Source organism: Salinifilum ghardaiensis, from assembly GCF_054491345.1.
This window is the reverse complement of sequence record NZ_CM137101.1, coordinates 301,965-317,917: the sequence shown is the minus strand read 5'-3', so window position 1 is coordinate 317,917 and position 15,953 is coordinate 301,965. Positions and strand designations below refer to the sequence as shown.

15 protein-coding genes are annotated in these 15,953 nt (G+C 73.6%); all 15 read right to left on the bottom strand.

Annotated elements, in window-relative coordinates; translation table 11 throughout:
• Nucleotides 1-361: 361 nt before the first annotated feature.
• Nucleotides 362-1,816 carry a lysine--tRNA ligase gene (lysS, locus tag ACVGV0_RS01435; protein ID WP_459159883.1) on the bottom strand — a complete coding sequence of 485 codons (1,455 nt, stop codon included), beginning with the start codon at nucleotides 1,814-1,816 and terminating at the stop codon, nucleotides 362-364.
• A gap of 179 nt (nucleotides 1,817-1,995) precedes the next feature.
• A complete protein-coding gene (locus ACVGV0_RS01430) occupies nucleotides 1,996-2,889 on the bottom strand; it encodes a type III pantothenate kinase (RefSeq protein ID WP_459158035.1) in 894 nt (297 codons plus the stop codon).
• A 93-nt stretch (nucleotides 2,890-2,982) separates the two neighbouring features.
• Nucleotides 2,983-3,501 (bottom strand): aspartate 1-decarboxylase, encoded by a 519-nt coding sequence (gene panD / locus ACVGV0_RS01425; RefSeq protein ID WP_459158034.1) that lies wholly within the window; start codon nucleotides 3,499-3,501, stop codon nucleotides 2,983-2,985.
• A gap of 31 nt (nucleotides 3,502-3,532) precedes the next feature.
• Nucleotides 3,533-4,432: a pantoate--beta-alanine ligase gene (gene panC, locus ACVGV0_RS01420; RefSeq protein ID WP_459158033.1), complete on the bottom strand. Its 900-nt coding sequence runs from the start codon at nucleotides 4,430-4,432 to the stop codon at nucleotides 3,533-3,535.
• Between the two features lie 45 nt (nucleotides 4,433-4,477).
• The gene (locus ACVGV0_RS01415; RefSeq protein WP_459158032.1) at nucleotides 4,478-5,413 is read right to left on the bottom strand and encodes a Rossmann-like and DUF2520 domain-containing protein; all 936 of its coding nucleotides are present in this window, start codon (nucleotides 5,411-5,413) and stop codon (nucleotides 4,478-4,480) included.
• Between the two features lie 122 nt (nucleotides 5,414-5,535).
• Nucleotides 5,536-6,870, bottom strand: a complete 1,335-nt coding sequence (locus tag ACVGV0_RS01410) for a PrsW family intramembrane metalloprotease (RefSeq protein WP_459158031.1) — start codon at nucleotides 6,868-6,870, stop codon at nucleotides 5,536-5,538.
• 147 nt (nucleotides 6,871-7,017) lie between these two features.
• Nucleotides 7,018-8,196, bottom strand: coding sequence for a DUF6779 domain-containing protein (locus tag ACVGV0_RS01405; RefSeq protein WP_459158030.1), 1,179 nt, complete (start codon nucleotides 8,194-8,196; stop codon nucleotides 7,018-7,020).
• A gap of 135 nt (nucleotides 8,197-8,331) precedes the next feature.
• Nucleotides 8,332-8,841 carry a DUF3180 domain-containing protein gene (locus ACVGV0_RS01400; RefSeq protein ID WP_459158029.1) on the bottom strand — a complete coding sequence of 170 codons (510 nt, stop codon included), beginning with the start codon at nucleotides 8,839-8,841 and terminating at the stop codon, nucleotides 8,332-8,334.
• 216 nt (nucleotides 8,842-9,057) lie between these two features.
• On the bottom strand, nucleotides 9,058-9,552 hold the full coding sequence (gene folK, locus ACVGV0_RS01395; protein WP_459158028.1) for a 2-amino-4-hydroxy-6-hydroxymethyldihydropteridine diphosphokinase: 495 nt from the start codon (nucleotides 9,550-9,552) through the stop codon (nucleotides 9,058-9,060).
• A gap of 13 nt (nucleotides 9,553-9,565) precedes the next feature.
• A complete protein-coding gene (gene folB / locus ACVGV0_RS01390) occupies nucleotides 9,566-9,952 on the bottom strand; it encodes a dihydroneopterin aldolase (protein ID WP_459158027.1) in 387 nt (128 codons plus the stop codon).
• A gap of 100 nt (nucleotides 9,953-10,052) precedes the next feature.
• Complete coding sequence (gene folP / locus ACVGV0_RS01385) at nucleotides 10,053-10,895, bottom strand: dihydropteroate synthase (RefSeq protein WP_459158026.1); 843 nt, start codon at nucleotides 10,893-10,895, stop codon at nucleotides 10,053-10,055.
• A 1-nt stretch (nucleotide 10,896) separates the two neighbouring features.
• Entirely contained in the window at nucleotides 10,897-11,517 is a 621-nt protein-coding gene (gene folE / locus ACVGV0_RS01380) for a GTP cyclohydrolase I FolE (RefSeq protein WP_459159882.1), read from the bottom strand.
• Between the two features lie 122 nt (nucleotides 11,518-11,639).
• The gene (gene ftsH / locus ACVGV0_RS01375) at nucleotides 11,640-14,030 is read right to left on the bottom strand and encodes an ATP-dependent zinc metalloprotease FtsH (RefSeq protein WP_459158025.1); all 2,391 of its coding nucleotides are present in this window, start codon (nucleotides 14,028-14,030) and stop codon (nucleotides 11,640-11,642) included.
• Between the two features lie 253 nt (nucleotides 14,031-14,283).
• Entirely contained in the window at nucleotides 14,284-14,838 is a 555-nt protein-coding gene (hpt, locus tag ACVGV0_RS01370; protein ID WP_459158024.1) for a hypoxanthine phosphoribosyltransferase, read from the bottom strand.
• Nucleotides 14,839-14,918: 80 nt separating this feature from the next.
• Nucleotides 14,919-15,908, bottom strand: a complete 990-nt coding sequence (tilS, locus tag ACVGV0_RS01365) for a tRNA lysidine(34) synthetase TilS (protein WP_459158023.1) — start codon at nucleotides 15,906-15,908, stop codon at nucleotides 14,919-14,921.
• Nucleotides 15,909-15,953 lie beyond the last annotated feature (45 nt).

The following is a 15,953-nucleotide window of genomic DNA, read 5'->3' as shown; positions in this document are numbered from 1 at the left end:
TACGCACTCACCCGGGGCGGATTCCCCGCCCGCCGGCTCCGTTCCCATTCCGCCGCCGCGGCGGCCGCGGTGTTTCCCGCCGCGTTTTCGCCCGCACCTTTCCTCCCCCGCGGGCGGCACCCCGCCCGCGGACCCCTTCCCGCACCCGGTCCTGCCGCGCCGCAGAACCTGCGGCGGAGCACGCGCACTCCGCCGGGGATCTCGCAGTTCCGCCGGGCCGGCGCGGATGCGCCGACCCGGCGGTGCGCGTGCCGACCCGGTGCAGCTGAAACCCGGTGCAGCTGAAAGCCCGCGCGGGCGAAACCGGCGCGGAACCCGGAAAACCGCGGAACGGCCCGTCCCGCCCGCGCCGAGGGGACCGCTACTCCGGCCGCACCAGCGGGAACAGGATCGTCTCGCGAATCCCGAGTCCGGTCAGCGCCATCAACAACCGGTCGATGCCCATGCCGACACCACCGCTCGGCGGCATCCCGTACTCCAGCGCGCGGAGGAAATCCTCGTCCACCGGCATCGCTTCCTCGTCACCCGCGGCCGCCAGCCGCGCCTGCTCCTGGAGGCGCTGCCGCTCCACGACCGGGTCGACGAGTTCGGAATACCCGGTGGCGAGCTCGACCCCGTGCACGTAGAGGTCCCATTTCTCCGCGACGCCCGACCGCTGCCGGTGCTGCCGCGTCAGCGGGGAGGTCTCCACCGGGAAGTCGCGGACGAACGTCGGCACCGTGATGTGGTCACCGATGAGGTGCTCCCACAACTCCTCGACGAGTTTGCCGTGCCCGTGCTGCGGATCGACCGACATTCCCCGCGCCGAGGCGTGCTCGCGCAGCTCCTGCACGGAGGTTTCCGGGGTGATTTCGGTTCCGAGCTCTTCTGACAACGATCCGTACATGGTCAGCCACGGCCACTCCCCGGAAAGGTCCACCTCGGTGCCGTCGAACCACGTCACCCGCTGACCGCCGGTGACCGATTCGGCGGCCTCCTGGATGAGTTCCCGGGTGAGCCGGGCCATGTCCCAGTAATCGCTGTAGGCCTCGTAGAACTCCAGCATCGCGAACTCCGGGGAGTGGGAAGAATCACTCCCCTCGTTGCGGAAGTTCCTGTTGATCTCGAAAACCTTCTCGATACCGCCGACGACGCACCGCTTCAGATACAACTCCGGCGCGATGCGCAGGTACAGGTCCATGTCGAACGCATTTGAATGCGTCACGAACGGGCGCGCGGCCGCACCCCCCTGCAACGTCTGCAACATCGGGGTTTCCACTTCGAGGTAGCCGCGGCTGTGGAACGAATCGCGCAGCGCCCGCTGGGTCGCGGCCCGGATGCGCACGGTGTCGGCGGCCTGCTGCCGCACGATCAGGTCGACGTAGCGCTGCCGCACCCGGGTCTGCTCCCCCAGGTCCTTGTGCATCACCGGCAGCGGCCGCAGCGCCTTGGCGGCCATCCGCCACTCGCCGACCAGCACCGACAGCTCCCCGCGGCGGGAGGTGATGACCTCGCCGCGCACGAAGACGTGGTCGCCCAGGTCGACATCGCTCTTGAACGCCTCGAGGTCCTCCTGGCCGACCTGCTGCAGGCTGAGCATGGCCTGCAGCTCGGTGCCGTCCCCGGCGCGGAGCGTGGCGAAGCACAGCTTGCCGGTGTTGCGCATGAAGATGACCCGGCCCGCCACGCCGACGAAGTCGCCGGTGGAGGTGTCCGCCGGCAGATCCGCGTGGGCGGCGCGCACGTCCGCGAGATCGTGGGTGATCGGCAGTTTCACCGGGTACGGGTCGACCCCGGAATCCAGCAGTCGCTGGCGCTTCTCCTGCCGGACGCGCATCTGCTCCGGCGTGGTGTCGGCGGCTTCCGCGGCGGCCTCGTTCGCGGGCTCCTCGGCGGTGGGACGGTCCTGGTCAGTCACGCCCCAAGGGTACGTTTCGGCTCGCGCACGGCCGTAACCAGGAGGGCCCTCCCCGCCGGCCCCGACCACCCGCCCGCAACGGCCGATCCGCGGAGCCCTCACGCACCGAAGTTGCGCTCGTAGACCAGACGCAGCCCCAGCAGTGTCAGCTCCGGCACGTTCGCCGAAATCGTGCGCGATTCCGACACGACCAGCGGGGCCAGGCCGCCGGTGGCGAGCACGGACGTCGAGCCGCCGTAGGTGCGCTCCAGCTCCGCCACGATGCGCTGCACCAGCCCGTCGACCTGGCCGGTGAACCCGTAGAGGATGCCGGACTGCAGCGCCTCCACCGTGTTCTTGCCGATGACCGACCGCGGCGGCTGCAGTTCCACCTTGCGCAGCTGGGCGGCGCGCGCGGCCAGCGCGTCCAGGGAGATCTCCACACCGGGCGCGAACGCACCGCCGAGGAACTCGCCCTTGGCCGAGATCGCGTCGATGTTCGTCGACGTGCCGAAGTCGACGACGACGCAGTTGACGTGGTGCAGGTGGTGCGCGGCCAGCGTGTTGATCACGCGGTCGGCGCCGACCTCCTTCGGGTTGTCCACCAGCAGCGGAACACCGGTGCGCACACCCGGTTCCACGACGACCCGCGGCAGGTCGGGCCAGTACCGGTCGAGCATCACGCGCAGCTCGCGCAGCAGCGCGGGCACTGTGGACAGCGCGGCCACGCCGGTGATCCGCTCGGCGTGCTCGCCGAGCAGGCCGCGCATCGTCAGCGCCAGCTCGTCGGCGGTCATCCGCGGCTCGGTGCGCATGCGCCAGGTGCGCACCGGCCACCCGGACGGTTCCGGACCGGCCGTTCCCCCGCCCGCGGTGCTGCGACCCCCGACGTCCCGGCCCGCGGTGCCGCGGTCCACACCGGATGCCCCCGACCCGGCGGGCTGTTCCGCCTCGCCGTCGGCGAACGCCCCGAGCATGATGTTCGTGTTGCCCACGTCGATGGTCAGCAGCACCCGTGTCCTCCCGCTCCTGCCGCGGTCCTCCGCCCGCGGGAGCCTCCGGCCTGCGGCGGCTCCCGCGGATGATCTCGTCGTCCGAGGTCCTGCTTACTGCTCGCGCGGCAGCGCGTCCAACCGGGCGGCGCCCCCGGCCAGGCCGCCCGCCTCCGGACCGGTGGCACCGGGCGGCGCGACGGCCTCGCCGGACTCGGTGCGAGCACCGCTGCGCAGGCCGGACTCCACCGCTCCCGCCGGCACCGCGGAGGGGTCCCCGCCGCGGTCGACGATCCTGTTGTCCGCGTCGACGAACAGCACGCGCGGGCTGCGCGTGCGCGCCTGCTGCTCGTCCATGACACCGAACGCCAGCAGGATCACCAGGTCACCGGGGTGGATCAGGTGCGCAGCGGCCCCGTTGATGCCGAGCACGCCGGAACCGGCCTCGCCGGTGATCACGTAGGTCACCAGCCGCGCCCCGTTGGTGACGTCGACGATCTGCACGAGCTCGCCCTCGAGCAGGTCGGCCTCGCGCATCAGGTCGGCGTCGACGGTCACCGAACCGACGTAGTGCAGATCCGCCTGGGTCACCGTCGCCCGGTGGATCTTGGATTTCAGCATGGTCCGCCACATGACCGGCACCTCCCAGCCGAGCCCCGCGGGCTCACTCCATCCCGCCGCCGAGGGTCGCGCCCACGTTGTCGATCAGGCGCGTCCCGCCCGCGCGCACCGCGGCGAGCAACCGCGCTTCGCCCTCCTCCGGGGTGGGGCCGAGATCGCGGGAGCGCAGTTCGAGGTACTCCACCTCGAGCCGCGGCTCCTCGGCCAGCACCTCCCGCGCGGCCGAGAGCACCGCCGCGGCACCGCCCGACCCGGCGTGCGAGCCGGCCGCCAGCGCCGCCGAGAGCACCGCCGCGGCGGAGCGGTGCTCCGCGTCCAGGTAGGCGTTGCGCGAGGACAGCGCCAGGCCGTCGGACTCGCGCACCACCGGCACGCCGAGCACCTGCACGTCCAGGTTGAACTCGCGCGCCATGCGGTTGATCAGCACCAGCTGCTGGTAGTCCTTCTCCCCGAAGAACGCCTGGGCGGGGCGGACGATGTTGAGCAGCTTGAGCACCACGGTCAGCACACCGGCGAAGTGCCCGGGCCGCGCCGCGCCCTCCAGCTCCTCGCCGAGCGGTCCCGGGTGGACGGACAGCTGCGGGTCCGACCCGTACATCGCCTCGGTGTCCGGGGCGAACACCAGCTCCACGCCCGCTTCGCGGCAGGCCTCGACGTCGGACTCGAACGTGCGCGGGTAGCGCTCGTAGTCCTCGCCCTCGCCGAACTGCAGCGGGTTGACGAAGATCGACACCACGGTGATGTTGCCGGGCACCGCGCGTGCGGCGCGGATGAGCTCCATGTGCCCCTCGTGCAGCGCCCCCATGGTGGGCACGAGGGTGATCGTGCGGCCGGTGGACCGCAGCGCCCGGGTCACCTTCGCCAGCTCCTCCGGCCGGCGGTGCACCGTCACGTCGTTCGGGGTGTACCCGGGACCGGCACCGACCTGGTGCGACGCCTTCATTTCTCGCTCCTGCTCATCGGGTGTCAGCGGGGATCGGGGACGTCCTCACTCCGGATCTGCGCCGGTGCCGGGCGCCGCGCCCGGCCCGTCGAGCACCGCCCGCACCGCGTCGGCGTCCTCCGCGCGCAGGATCCCGGCGCGCTCGGTCCGCCGGGCGGTGCGCCGGGCCAGTTCCCGGTACCCGGCGAGGACCTCCGGATCGGCCTCGCCCAGCGCGTCCAGGTGCGCGGCCACGGTGCCCGCGTCGCCCCGCACCACCGGACCGGTGGTCGCGCGGTCGCCCAGCCGCAGGGAGTTGTCCAGCGCGGCCGACAGCAGCGGGCCGAGCAGCTGCTCCGCCGGCTCCACCCCGGCGGTGCGCAGCAGTTCGACGCACTCGTTGACCAGCGTGACCAGGTGGTTCGCGCCGTGGGTGAGCGCGGCGTGGTACAGCCCGCGGGCGTGCTCGGGCACGCGCACGGGTTCCATGCCGGTTTCCAGGGCGAGGGCCTCGGCGACCGGCCAGCCCGGTGCGTCCTCCTCCGCCCCGGCGTCCGCGGCGGTGATCGCCATGCACGCCGACGGCAGGCGCTGCACGTCCTCGGCGCGACCGGTGAACGTCATCGCGGGGTGCATCGCCACGGGCAGCGCGCCCGCCTCCGCCGCGGGGTCGAGCACGTGCACGCCGTGCGCACCGGAGGTGTGCGCGACGATCTGCCCCGGCCGCAGCGAGCCGGTCGCGGCCAGACCGCGCACCAGGCCGGGCAGGGCGTCGTCGGGCACCGCCAGCAGCACCAGGTCGGCCGCGCCGACGACCTCGTCGGGCGAGCGCACGGGCACGCCGTCGAGCAGTTCCGCGGCGCGCCGCAGGGAAGCGTCCGAGACCCCCGACACGCCGGTGATCTCGTGACCCGCCCGGCGCAGCGCCGCACCGAGCACGCTGCCCACGCGTCCCGCGGACACGATGCCGACCCGCAGGCGGGGTCGCTGCGCGTGACCCACGTCGTCCTCCTCAGCCGTTCCAGTCCCATCCGGGTACCGGACGTCCACTGCGAGCGTAGAGCGCACCCGGCGGTGCACCGGGCCGGGGGTGTCGCATCACACTGATCGGCGGTGCCCGCGGGTCACTGCGGGCGGCGCGGCTGGCGCGGTCGCTGCACCCGCATCTGGGTCAGCTCGTCCAGCTTGAGCTTGGCCGTCCGGATGGCCTGCTGCGTGCCGGCGGCGGAGCGCCGCGCCTGCTTCAGCTCGGCGACGAGCTGCTCGCGCCGTTCGCGGCGGGCCGTGCTCGTCGTCCACCCCTGCTGGGCGCGGTGCTGCAGGAACGCCAGCTCGGTGACGGCGATCTGGTAGTCCCGCACGCCCTTGGCGGCCTCCTTGCCGGCGCTGCGCCGGACCGTGCGCAGCCACCCGCGGCGGGCGGCGAGCGTGACCAGCAGCTCGCGCTCGTTCTCCACGATCAGCCCGGCGCGCTGCAGCACCGGCAGCTGCTCGACGACGATGCGCTGCTCGCGCTTGCGCTGCCACCACACGAGCCACCCGGTACCGGCGAAGACCGGCACCATGATGAGGAAGTAGATCACGAGGAAGCGCTCCCCGCCGAGCGTGGTGGAGGCGTTCCACACCGCGTGCAGCGCGACCGCCAACAGGTAGCCGGCCGCGGGCCAGAGCACCCGCGGGGCCCGCGCGCGGCTGCGGGCCGCCAGCCCGATCCCGATGCCCACCATCGCCGTGAACAGCGGGTGGGAGAACGGGGCGAGCACGCCCCGGAGGATGAACACGGCGACCACCCCGCCGCTGACGCTGCCGAAACCGCCCTCGGCGAAGGCCTTTCCGAAGTACAGGATGTTCTCGATGAACGCGAAACCGGCTGCGGTCAGCGCGGCGTAGACGATGCCGTCGACCATGCCGTTGAACTCGGAGCGGCGGCGGAACCACAGGGCCACGACGAACAGCGCCTTCGCCCCTTCCTCCACGACAGGCGCGGTGAGCACGAGGGCGAAGAACCGCTGATCGCTCCGCGCGAAGAGCATGTCGCCGAGGTCGGTGACGGCGTCGTTGAGCAGCAGCGCCGAGGCGGTCGCCCCGCCCGCGCCCCAGAGGAACGCGCCCAGCAGCAGCTTCGGCGGCTCCGGTTCCCACCGGTCGATCCAGATGGTCGCGGCGAAGACCGCGCCGACCGGCAGCAGCGCAGCGGTCGCGCCCACGAGGCCGGGCAGCAGGCCGACGCGGGAGGTGGTGACGCCGAGCATCGCCAGCCCGCACAGGGACAGGACGAGCAGCCCGGCGACCGGCCAGCCGACCTGGTGGTGCTTGCGCTGCTGCAACCGGCGCGCGGCGGAGACGTCGTGCTGGGCAACGCCGAGATCCCCGGAACCGCCGGCGGAATGCGCCGGGCCCGCCGGGTGGGGATCGTGGGCGTTCCCGCCTCCGGGAACGTGACGATCACGGTGTGGCACGTCCCAAACCCTAGATTGCTCCCCCCGCAACGGGACGTGCGCCCGCGCGGGGACGCCGCGGTGCCGCGCCGGGGTGGTGAGCACTCCCCGCGCGATGTCCACCCCGGAACCGCGGGAGCGGCGCGCGTCCCTCCGGGGAGGCGGGTCTCAGCCGCGCCGGCGTCGGCGGCCGGGGCGCGTGCCCGCGTCGCCGTAGGCGGCGAGGAGCTCGGTCACCGAGGTGCCCGCCGTGTGCGCGCCCGCCTCCGGATCGTCGGCGGAGTTCCCACCACCGCTCGCCTGCGCCTCGACGTCGTCCGTCCCGGTACTGCTCGAAGGGGCCGCGGTGCTGCTCGGCTGCGCCCCGGTTCCACTCGACTGCGTCCCGGTGCCGCTCGGCTGCGCCCCGGGCGACTCCGCGCCCGGACCGCGGGCGCCCGTGCCCGCCGGGAAAGCCCCGGCAGCGGACGCGCCGGCAGCGGCACCGTCGTGACCGGGTGCCGCGATCCCCGGGTACGACCACTCGTTGCCGACCGCCTGGCGCGGCGGCTCCGGCACCCGCCCCGGACGCCCCGGAGCCGGGTGCGCCGGGGGTGCCGCTGCCTGCCCCCGCGCCCCCCGCTCCGGGGGCGGCGCGACCGGGACCATCCCGCTTCCCGAGGCCTCCGCGCTGCGCGCGCGGCCCTCCGCTCCCGGGCGCGCCTCGGCGAACGGGGGTGCCTGCGCCCGCGGGACCGCCTGCGCCCGCGGGGCCGCGTCCGCGCGCCCCGGCACAACGGCCGGCAGTTCGTGCGTGTCCGCGGCGCGCACGACGAGCGCGTGCCGGTCGGCGGCCGCACCGTCACCGCTGCGCTGCCCATCCGCCTCGGCGGGCAGCGCCAGCCGCACCCGGTCGTCCCCGCCGACGTGGTGCGCGGCCTCCCGGAACCGCTGCAGCTCGCGCAGCTCCTCCTCGTACTCGGCCGCGACCTCCCTGCGGGCCTCCTCGGCCACGCGGGACTCGAACTCGCGGCGCGCGGCGGTCTCCCGCTCCAGCTCGCGCTCGTAGGCGCGGCGCTGCTCCGCCACCCGGCGCTCCTGCGCGGACAACCGGTGGCGCGCACGCGCCACGGCGAACGCGCAGAGCAGTGCGGCCCACAGCGCGGTGACCACCCCGAGCCGCAGCAGCCGCACGTCATCGCTGAGGATCAGCACCCCCGCGGCCGCCGCCGCGAGGAACACGGCGGCCACCTTCGGCGCCTGACGGCCCCTCGGTGTCTGGCGACGCAGCCCCGGTCCCGGATCGGGATCGCCGCCCGCGGCTGATCCCGCCCCGGATTCCGCAGGGGGGTGATCACGCTTCGCCATGGCCTCACGATACCCGCGCGGCCTCGGCACGAGGACCCGCATGACCCGTCCGAACCGTCCGCGAGCGCGGTGAAACCGGCAACAACGCCCGGTCTCCGCAGGGCACACTCACCACTTCGGACGAGTGGAATTCGATCACTCGCGGTAACCCTCCGGGTCGGACTCCGCCTCGTCGCGGTCCTGCGGTTCGTCCGGGTTGCGCAGCCGGCGTTCCAGGAACAACCCGGCACCGAGCAGCAGCAGCGCGCTGATCAGCCCGACCACCGCCGCGCCGCTGTCCGAACGCGCCTCGGCCACGCTGGAGGCCTGCGGCACGAGGTAGCCGAGCATGCCGACCCACACGCCGCTCATGACCGCGCCCGCCGCGGACGACGCCTTCGCCAGCGCGAGCGCCCGCGCGGCCGTGAGCGCGTCCTCCGGGCCCCGGGCCTCGCGCCGCTGGATCCGCCCGCCCAGGGTGAACGCCACGCCCAGGTCGACGGCCGCGACGACGAGCAGCGTCGCCCCGGCGAACAGGGGCAGCGGCGGGAGCGAGCCGTAGGACACCCGGACGAGCCCGAAGACGACGATCGCGGCGATGGCTCCGGCGAGGACCAGGTGCCGCGCCTGGGTGTAGGTCATGCCGTTGTGCTGCCGAGGTGCCACGCGCCCAGGATCGCACCCGCGGCCGCCTCCGCCCAGGCCGGCCGCGGGAGGCGGCGTCTCCCGGCGGCACCGACGACCGGAGCGGCCACGGGTGCAGGCGCTACCGGGTCACTGAGCACCGCCATCAGTCACTCGCCTGGTCCGGCTCGTCGATCTGTTCGCTGCGAACCCGTCGGCTCGGACGCCGACGGCGGCGAGCACCAGCCACCGCGAGTGCTAGACCAACGCCAGGTCGTCGCGGCGGTGCACCCCGGCGCGCTCCTCCTCCGACAACCGCTCCAGCAGCTCGGCCACCGGCCCGTGCCCCGGCAGGTGCGCCTGCGGATCCGCGGCCAGCCACGGGACGAGCACCGTCGCCCGCTGCGGTGTGCCCGGGTGCGGCAGCAGCAGCTGCGGGTCATCGCTGCGCACGTCGTCCACGGTGACCACGTCGACGTCGAGGGTGCGCGGGCCCCACCGCTGCTCGCGCTCGCGCTCGGCCCGCTGCTCCAGCTCCTGACCGCGGCGCAGCCAGTCCCACGGGCCGAAGTCCGGCGAGGACACCAGCAGCACCGCGTTGAGGAAGTCCGGCTGGTCGGTCACCCCCCACGGCGCGGTCTCGTACACCGGTGAGGCGGTGCGCAGCTCACCGGCGAACCCGTCCGCGGCGAGCTGCAGGAAACCCAACCGGTCGCCCAGGTTGGACCCCAGCGACAGCACCGCTGCGCTCATCGGCAGCCCCCTCTCAGCACTGCCCGCCGCGGCCGCCGCGGCGGGAGCGCCGGATCGTCACCGCGACATCGCCGAACGGCACCTCGATCGGCGCCTGCGGTTTGTGGATCGTCACCTCGGCGGCGTGCACCTGCCCGTGCGTGGCGAGGACGTCGTCGGCCGCCTCGGCCGCCACCGACTCGATGAGATCGCGCGGCTTCCCCCCGACGATCCCGGTGACCCGGTTGGCCAGCTCGCCGTAGTGCACCGTGCTGCGCACGTCGTCGGTCGCGGCCGCCTCGCCGAGGTCGACCCACAGCGTCACGTCGACGAGGAACTCCTGCCCGTCGCGCCTCTCGTGCTCGTGCACCCCGTGCCGGGCCCACACCCGCAGGCCGGTCAGTGCGATCCGGTCGGCCACCTGTCCTCCTCGTCCTCGGATGTCACGGCTCCCGGAGCCCCCGGATCCGACGGGCCCTCGAGGCACCCCGGCCTCGGACACCACGCCGCGGTCGCGGCGGTCACGCCACCCCGCCCGCGTTCCACGCCGCGGTCACGGCGATCGCGTCCCGGGAGGCCCGCACGTCGTGCACCCGCACGCCCCAGGCCCCGCGGTCGGCCGAGAGCGCCGAGATCACCGCGGTCGCCGTCTCCCGCCCGGCCGGCGGCCGCGGGTTGCCCTCCGCGTCCGCCAGCAGGCGCCCCAGGAACCGCTTGCGGGAGGCGCCGACGAGCACCGGGTACCCCAGGTCCAGCAGCACGTCCAGCCGGTTGAGCAGCTGCCAGTCGTGCTCGCCCGTCTTGGCGAACCCCAGACCGGGGTCGAGCACGATGCCGCTCTCGTCCACGCCCGCCTTCACCGCGGCCTCGACGCGCTCGGCGAGCTCGGCGCGCACCTCGCCGACCACGTCCTCGTAGCGGGCGAGCTCGTTCATGTCGCGGCTGTGCCCGCGCCAGTGCATGAGCACGAACGGCGCGCCGGCCTCGGCCACGACCCGCACCATGTCCGGATCGGCCAGCCCGCCGGAGACGTCGTTGACGATGGCGGCACCGGCCTCGAGCGTCCCCTCGGCGACCCGCGCCCGCATCGTGTCGACGCTGACCGGGATGCCGCGGTCGACGAGCTCGCGCACCACCGGCAGCACGCGGTCCAGCTCCACCTCGGCGTCCACGCGCTCCGCGCCCGGGCGGGTCGACTCGCCGCCCACGTCGACGATGTCCGCACCGGCCTCGACGAGCTCCTCGGCGTGCCGCACCGCGGCCCCGTGGTCCAGGTAGCGCCCGCCGTCGGAGAACGAGTCCGCGGTCACGTTGAGCACGCCCAGCACGGCGCACCGGCCCGGCGTGGCCAGTCGGGAATGCATGTCAGTTGCCCCTTATCAGTGACAGAGCCTCGGAGCGCGAGGACGCCGAGCTGCGGAAGATGCCGCGCACCGCGGAGGTCGTCGTCGTGGAACCGGCCTTGCGCACGCCGCGCATGCCCATGCACAGGTGCTCGGCCTCGATCACGACGATCACCCCGCGCGGTTCCAGCCTGCGCGCCAGCGCATCGGCCACCTGCGAGGTCAACCGCTCCTGCACCTGGGGGCGCCGCCCGTAGAGGTCCACCAGCCTGGCCAGTTTGGACAGACCGGTGACGCGGCCCTGCTCGTTCGGGATGTAGCCGACGTGCGCGTAGCCGTGGAACGGCAGCAGGTGGTGCTCGCAGAAGCTGTACACGGGGATCTCGCGCACCAGCACGAGCTCCTCGTGCGCCTCGTCGAAGGTCTTGTCCAGCACTTCGTCCGGGTCGGTGTAGAGCCCGGCGAACAGCTCCTGGTAGGCGCGCGCCACCCGCGCCGGGGTCTCCTGCAGGCCCTCGCGGTCCGGGTCCTCACCCGCGGCGAGCAGCAGTTCGCGGATCGCCGCCTGCGCCCGCGCGTGGTCGAACCGCGGAGCGGCGGCAGCCTCCTCCGCGAACCCGTCCGGGTCCGCGCTGCCCGAGATGGGCTCCGGAGCACCCGGGTCCGGCGGGCCGTCGATCGTGGACACTCGCTCTTTCCTCCACCCCTGGCCCCGCCCCCGGCCGAGGAGCGTGCTCGGTCACCGGGTGCGGGGCTCGCCGCGGGTCAACGGTTCGCGGAACCGTTCCCGTTCTCCTGGCCGCCCTCGGCGCCGGAGGTACCGTCCGAATCGGACCCGCCGCCCGCGGAGTCCTGCCCCGGCGTCCCGTCCGGGCCCGGTGCGGATCCGCGGTCGGCCGGCGCCGGGCCCTGCTGGCCGCGCTCCCACGAGGGCAGCCAGTTGTACTGCTGGGACTGGCCGCTCGACGGGTAGTTCGCCCCCGGCGAGGTGGCCGGGGTCCACCCCGGCGGCGCGCCGTAGTTCGGCGGGACCGCCGACGCCGGCCCGCCGGACTGGCCGGAACCGTCGGACTGGCCCGACTGCTGACCGGGCGCGGGGAACTGCACCGTCCCCTGCGTCGCGCCCGCGCCGGCCGGCTGCTGCTCCTGCTGCGGGCCGGAACCGTTCGTCGGCTGCCACACCTGGTCCGGCGCGGGACCCTGCGGCTGCTCCTGCGCGGGCTGCTGGTCCGGATCGTGCTGCTTGGACAGCTCGCTCGGGATCGTCACCGGCGGCTTCTCCGAGGGGGTGCGGCCGCCGAAGTCGTTGAACGCCGTGATGCGCGGGCGCTTGGTGACGTCGGCGAAGATGCGCTCCAGGTCGCGCCGGACCAGGGTCTCCTTCTCCACCACCTCGAGGACGAGGTCGTCCAGCACGTCCCGGTAGGTGTTCAGGATCTCCCACGCCTCGGTGTGCGCGGCCTCGATGAGCTTGCGCACCTCCTCGTCGATCTCGTGGGCCACCTCGAGCGAGTAGTTCGGCTGCTGCCCCGCGGTGCGGCCGAGGAACGGGTCGCCCTCCTCCTTGCCGTACTTGACCGCGCCGAGCCGCGCCGTCATGCCGTACTCGGTGACCATCGACCGCGCGATCTTCGTGGCCTGCTCGATGTCGCTGGACGCGCCGGTCGTGGGCTCGTGGAAGACCAGCTCCTCCGCGGCTCGGCCGCCCAGGGCGAACACCAGCCGGGCGATCATCTCCGAGCGGGTGAGCATGTCCTTGTCGTCCTCGGGCACGGTCAGGGCGTGCCCGCCGGTGCGCCCGCGCGGCAGGATCGTCAGCTTGTACACCGGGTCCAGGTCGGGCATGGCCCACGCGGCCAGCGCGTGCCCGCCCTCGTGGTAGGCGGTGATCTTCTTGTCCTGGTCGGAGATGACCTTGGTCTTGCGGCGCGGGCCGCCGATCACGCGGTCGACCGCCTCCTCCAGCGCGGGGCCGGTGATCTGCTGCTGGCCCTCGCGGGCGGTGAGCAGCGCGGCCTCGTTGACCACGTTCTCCAGGTCGGCACCGGAGAAGCCGACCGTGCGCTTGGCCAGGCCCTCCATGTCCGCGCCCGGGGCGATCGGCTTGCCCTTGGCGTGCACGTTCAGGATCGCGCGGCGGCCGCGCAAGTCCGGCGCCGGGATCGGGATCTGCCGGTCGAACCGGCCCGGGCGCAGCAGCGCCGGGTCGAGGATGTCCGGTCGGTTCGTCGCGGCGATGAGGATGATGCCGCCGTGCGAGTCGAAACCGTCCATCTCCACCAGCAGCTGGTTCAGCGTCTGCTCGCGCTCGTCGTGGCCGCCGCCCATGCCCGCGCCGCGCTGGCGGCCGACCGCGTCGATCTCGTCGACGAAGACGATGCAGGGCGCGTTCTGCTTGGCCTGCTCGAACAGGTCCCGCACGCGGGAGGCGCCGACACCGACGAACATCTCGACGAAGTCCGAACCGGAGATCGAGTAGAACGGCACGCCGGCCTCGCCCGCCACGGCCCGGGCCAGGAGGGTCTTGCCCGTACCCGGGGCGCCGTAGAGCAGCACGCCCTTCGGGATCTTCGCGCCCAGCTGCTGGTACCGGCCGGGCTGCTGCAGGAAGTCCTTGACCTCGTGCAGTTCCTCGACGGCCTCGTCCGCACCCGCGACGTCCGGGAACAGCGTCTGCGGCATGTCCTTGGTGAACTGCTTCGCCTTGGACTTGCTGAAGTTCAGGATGCGGTTACCGCCGCCCTGCATGTTGCTCATCATGAACCACAGCAGCAGCAGCACCAGGCCCAGCGGCAGCAGGTAGATGAGCAGCGTCGACCAGATGGACTCCTGGGTGACCTTGGTGTTCCAGTTGTTCAGGTCGCCGTCCTGGATGGCGCTGACCAACTGGTTCGTCTCACCGGCCGGGTACTCGGCGATGAGCATGTTGTTGCCGTTGAACTCCTGCCCCTCCTTGAGGGTCAGGCGAACCCGCTGCTCCTTGTCCTCGATCGTGGCCTCGGCCACCTTGCCCTGGCGAATCTGGCTCAGGGCGTCCGAAGTGGAGACGTCCTCGTAGGCGCGGGTCTCGTCCATGAGCATGCTGACGCCGGTGACCAGCAGCACGACGACGAGTATCCACAGCAGCGGGTTGCGGAGCAGGCGCTTTCGGTCCATTCACTTGCGGCCGGCGAGCGGCCTCGACCCTCCCTGACTGTCACTTGGGCAACGGCACGCTCGGCTGACACGGACATTCGGGTGGCCGTCGACCCTTCCGACCAGCGTACCGGCAGACGCGACCGCGCCACCACGCCGAGCACGACGCGGGACGGCCAGCCTACTCCCGGCGAGACACCGGTCACGCGGTCAGCCCCCGAGCGCTCGCGCACGAGACCCGCGCGAGCACGCTCCGCGGTCAACCGTGACCGCCTCACACACCCGACGTATACACCTTCGGGTCCAACGTGCCGATGTACGGCAGATCGCGGTAGCGCTCCGCGAAGTCGAGGCCGTAGCCGACCACGAACTCGTTCGGGATGTCGAAGCCGACGTACTCGACGGGCACGTCCACCCGCACCGCGTCCGGTTTGCGCAGCAGCGTGCACACCCCCAGCGAGGCCGGGTCGCGCGCCTGGAGGTTCTTCAGCAGCCAGGACAGCGTCAGCCCCGAGTCGATGATGTCCTCCAGGACGAGCACGTGCTGGCCCGCGATGTCCCGGTCCAGGTCCTTGAGGATGCGCACCACCCCGGACGAGGACGTCGACGATCCGTACGAGCTGACCGCCATGAACTCCAGCTGCGACGGTCGCGGGAACGCGCGCGCGAAGTCCGTCATGAACAGGACCGCGCCCTTGAGCACACCGACCAGCACCAGATCCCCCTGGGAGCCCTGGTAGTCCGCGGCCACCCGCCCGGCCAGCTCGGACACCTTCTCGCGGATCTGCTGCTCGCTGATGAGCTCGGACGCAATATCGCCGTCGTACACGGCCCGGGTTCCCCTCTTGTCTTGATTCGCTCTCTGCACCCCGCACCCGCGCGAGCGCCGCGGCCGCACCACCGCGATGATCACCCGTTCGGCGGCTTGCGGTCCGCTCCTTCCACGAAGAGCGTGCCATGTTCCCTGCGGACGACCAAGCCGCCGGGGAGGGGGTGGCCCCCCTGGCCCCGCCAGTCTCCCACCAGCCGGTCCGCCGCGCGCAGGTGTGCGTCCGTCAACGCGCCCGCACCGCGCCCGCGGAGCCAGTCCCGCAACACCCTGCGCCGCAACGCCGCTGGACAGCGCGCCAGAGCGAAGGCGTCGAGGCCGTCGTCCGTCGCCACCCGCCCGAGCGTCTCGGCCGCCCAGGCGTCCAGCGCGTCGGCGTCCTCGCGCAGCTGCTCCGCGGTGCGCCCCAGCGCCGCGTGCACCCCGCCGCGGAGGATCCCGTCCAGCAGCGGCAGCGCCTCTGTGCGCAATCGCACTCGGGCGAAACGGGCGTCGGCGTTGTGCGGGTCCTGCCACGGCCGGATCCCCAGCGCCGCGCACGCCGCCGCCGTCGTCTCCCGGCGCACCCCCAGCAGCGGCCGCACCCACGGCGGGTCCCACGCGCGCATGCCCGCCAGCGACCGGGCCCCGGAGCCGCGCCCGAGCCCCAGCAGCACCGACTCCGCCTGGTCGTCCAGCGTGTGCCCCAGCAGCACCAGCGAGCCCTCCGGCCGGGCCCGCCGCAGCGCCGCGTACCGGGCGCGCCGCGCCGCCGCCTCCAGCCCGCCGGAGCCGGTCACCTCCACCGGCAGCACCCGCACCGCGGTGCACCCCGACTCGCGCAGCTGGTCGGCGGCGCGCTCGGCCACCGCGGCCGAACCGGACTGCAGGCCGTGGTCCACGACCAGGCCGTGCACCTCGCGGCCGCGCGCCTCGTGCACCGCAGCGGCCGCCAAGGCCAGCGAGTCCGCACCGCCGGAGCAGGCCACCGCCAGCGGGGCGGTGCGGTACTCCGCCGGGACGCGGGAGCGGCCGAGCAGGCGGCGCACGGCCGTGCGGATCGCGCTGACGGACGCGGCTGGAGCAGGCACGCGACCATTCTGGCGCGGCGGTCCGGCGCGGATGCGCGGGGCGGC